We start from the raw sequence: 3,050 nt of genomic DNA, 5'->3' as shown, positions 1-3,050 counted from the left end.
GACTCCATGAAAAGAGGCTGACTCAAAAAAGAATGACGCGTCTTTTCACGCCATTTTCTCAGGCGAGACACAAGCCAGTTTTCCTGCTTTATTCAAGCAGGAAAGCGGGTCTTATTTGTCTCTGTCAGCGCAAAGATGCGCTTTTCCCTGTAGGAGTTGCGTGAAACGCGTCATTCTTTTTGTTACAAGATAGGGGTGGCAGATCATCATTCTGCCACCCCTATCTTTGTAGAGACTGACTGTTGAGTCAGCCCCTTTCCTATTTACTGACTCGTCATCAATTTCCCCAAATTGATGTTACGTATTCCGGATGATCGATGAACGGATTCCGGTTTTTTTGCCACTTCTCGAAGATGACATCGTTGCGACGTTTCTCGAAGCTATCAACTGGGTCAAGCTTATTCCATGCTTTCAGCGTCGACAATTTGCCGTGTAACGGGTTCGTACCATTATTGACGTTTTCTGAAGCTTCGAGATCGATTTCTCCGCCACCTTCATAACGAACCGCCATGTAGAAGATCATCCGTGCGATGTCACCTTTGACGCGGTTTGGTGGTTCCCATGAATCGCCATCACGGTAGCAATCGCAACCACTGTATTTCGTACCGCCATTGTCGAAGTCAAGATTGCCCCGTGCACTGTTGACGACGACGTCTTCCGGACGCAAGTGATGCAAGTCTGTTCCAGGACCGTTCGTCGTACCAAAGTCACCGTGTGACTTTGCCCAGACATGTTCACGATTCCATTGACCGACATTCCCACCGTTGTTACTTTTCGCAATCGATTTCCCCGTGTATAACTCGATGACGTTATTCGCATTATTTGGATCTTGATCCGTTTCTTTCAGTGCTGTCCATACCGTGTCGTATGACACTTGTGTATGGTTGTCGATGATATCGTGCAGCGATGCCTTCAACGCTGCCCCTGTCTTCCCCGCTGCTGGTAGATAGTACGCATCGATCGTCGATTGTGACGTGACCATCTGCGGACCTGCTGAAACTTGTTTTGGATCAACTGTTTTTGCTGTGACCGGTGTAAAGACGATTGACCCGAGTGCAAGTGTTGCGGCAAGCGCACCTGTGACCTTTGACTTCCAGTTCATGTGTGTTCCCCCTTAAATGGTATGTATGAGAGCTGGTGTTACACGCTCATTTTCACACCGAATCCATTCCTGGTGGAAGATGGACGATAGACCTGCTTTTTTAAAGGTGAGTCGTCGTTCAGAATATTCATCGAAAGGCAACGGTTAGATGGTCCTGATTTTTTTCATTCATGACGTCAATCTCATCAAAATAATTCTTCAGAAGAAATATTCTAGGGTCAAAAGTCACGAACAAAAGAGACTTACAAATAAGAATCCGGGACGATATTCCTCCTGTCTGAAGCTTCCCTATAATAAATAATGCAAGCGCTTTCACAAATCATAAGGAGGTCTTTACGTGAAACAAAAAAGATGGATTTTAGCAACCGTCGCATCCGCTGCTTTTTTAGCGCCACTTGCGCAACCGATTGCAGTCGGCGCAACGGCAGACAACGGAACGATGATGCAGTATTTCGAATGGTATGTGCCAAATGACGGTAACCATTGGAACCGTCTCGGGAGTGACGCAACAAAGCTTGATCAGCTCGGAATCACATCGGTCTGGATTCCCCCTGCTTACAAAGGTACCTCGCAAAATGATGTCGGATACGGCGCCTACGATCTATACGATTTAGGTGAGTTCAATCAAAAAGGAACGGTCCGTACGAAATACGGCACAAAGGCGCAATTAAAAACGGCGATCGGACAATTGCATACCGCTGGAATCGATGTCTATGGTGATGTCGTCATGAACCATAAAGGTGGCGCCGATTTCACGGAAGCCGTCACGGCAGTCGAAGTCAACCCGGGTAACCGTAATCAAGAAGTCTCTGGCGATTATCAAATCCAGGCATGGACGGGTTTCAATTTTGCAGCACGAAATAACCTCTACTCGAACTTCAAGTGGAAATGGTACCACTTCGACGGCACGGACTGGGATCAATCACGTTCTAAGAGTGCCATCTACAAGTTCCGCGGTACCGGTAAAGCGTGGGATACGGATGTCTCAACTGAAAATGGCAACTACGATTACTTGATGTATGCGGATCTCGACTTCGATCATCCAGAAGTCCAGCAAGAAATGAAGAACTGGGGTAAATGGTACGTCAACGAACTTGGTCTTGATGGGTTCCGTCTCGATGCCGTCAAGCATATCAAACACGGTTACTTAGCGGACTGGCTCGCGAATGTTCGTCAGACGACGGGCAAACCATTGTTTACAGTCGCAGAGTACTGGCAGAACGATCTCGGCACGTTGCAAAACTACTTAAGTCGGACGAATTATCAACAATCCGTCTTTGATGCACCACTTCATTATAAGTTCGAACAGGCAAGTAAAGGCGGCGGGTACTATGACATGCGGACGATCTTTGACGGTACTCTCGTCAAGAGCAATCCAGTCCAAGCCGTCACACTCGTAGAGAACCATGATTCGCAGCCTGGACAATCGCTTGAATCAACGGTTCAGTCATGGTTCAAACCGCTTGCTTACGCGATGATTCTGACACGCGAACAAGGCTATCCGTCGGTCTTCTATGGTGACTACTATGGTACAAAGGGTACGTCGAATCGCGAAATTCCAGCACTCGCTTCGAAGATTGATCCGTTACTTAAAGCACGGAAGGACTTCGCGTTCGGGAAACAAAATGATTACCTCGATAACCAAGACATCATCGGTTGGACACGTGAAGGTGTCTCGGACCGGACAAAATCAGGTCTTGCGACAATCCTTTCAGATGGTCCTGGCGGGAGTAAATGGATGTACGTCGGGCTTCAGAACAAAGGAGAAGTTTGGACAGACATCACTGGAAACAACACAGCATCGGTAACGATCAACCAAGATGGCTACGGTCAATTCTTCGTCAATGGTGGTTCGGTCTCCGTCTATCGTCAACAATAAGAAATCAAAAGAGACTGACTCAAAAAAAGAATGACGCGTCTTTTCACGCCCTTTCCTCAGGAGAGACAC

2 protein-coding genes are annotated in these 3,050 nt (G+C 47.3%); one reads left to right on the top strand and one right to left on the bottom strand.

Annotation, left to right across the window (positions count from 1 at the left end):
- Positions 1 to 277: 277 nt before the first annotated feature.
- Entirely contained in the window at positions 278 to 1,102 is an 825-nt protein-coding gene (locus tag F8N00_RS17345; protein ID WP_035398221.1) for an endonuclease I family protein, read from the bottom strand.
- A gap of 337 nt (positions 1,103 to 1,439) precedes the next feature.
- On the opposite strand from F8N00_RS17345, the gene amyS reads away from it, so the two are divergent.
- A complete protein-coding gene (gene amyS, locus F8N00_RS17340; RefSeq protein WP_075642046.1) occupies positions 1,440 to 2,981 on the top strand; it encodes an alpha-amylase in 1,542 nt (513 codons plus the stop codon).
- Positions 2,982 to 3,050: the final 69 nt, after the last annotated feature.

The sequence above is a fragment of the Exiguobacterium sp. A1_3_1 genome, from assembly GCF_048985645.1.
GTDB lineage: Bacteria > Bacillota > Bacilli > Exiguobacteriales > Exiguobacteriaceae > Exiguobacterium_A > Exiguobacterium_A indicum.
This window is presented reverse-complemented; position numbering and strand designations above follow the sequence as displayed.